General features: G+C 71.9%; 1 protein-coding gene. It reads left to right on the forward strand.

The features are described 5' to 3' along the window. A partial coding sequence (locus AC1DWF_RS38485; RefSeq protein WP_476843653.1) for a DUF4743 domain-containing protein occupies positions 1 to 523 on the forward strand: 523 nt, incomplete at both ends.

Consider the following 523-nt stretch of genomic DNA (forward strand, 5'->3'; position numbering starts at 1 on the left):
GGTGGGCTGGGTCTCGACCGAGCTGGCGCGGGCGCTGACCTTCTTCCCGCGCGACTTCCACTTTGACGGCCGCGGCATCTCCATGGCGGGCCGGCTCCGCACGCCGGGGATGCGCAGCGACGCGCTGGCCGCGACGGTACGCGAGCTGGCGAAGCAGGGCTTTTGTCGAATTCGCGGCGAGCTGTTCGACATCCGCGCCGAAGCGAACGGCCCTGTCCTGGGCACGCTCGATCGCGGAGCTATCCCGGCCTTCGGCATCATCGGGCAGGGGGCGCACCTGAACGGGCTGGTGCGGCGGGCGGATGGGCTGCACGTCTGGGTCGGCATCCGCGCGAAGGACAAGGCGGTGGCGCCGGGGCAGGTGGACAACCTGGTCGCGGGCGGCATCCCGGCCGGGCTGACGGCGGAGGAGACGCTGCTGAAGGAGGCCGGCGAGGAGGCCTCGCTGCCGCCGGAACTGGCGGTGACGGCGCGGAAGGTGGGTCGGCTCTCCTACATCCTCACCAACAACGAGGGTCTGCGG

Source organism: Aminobacter sp. P4_D5, from assembly GCF_056401815.1.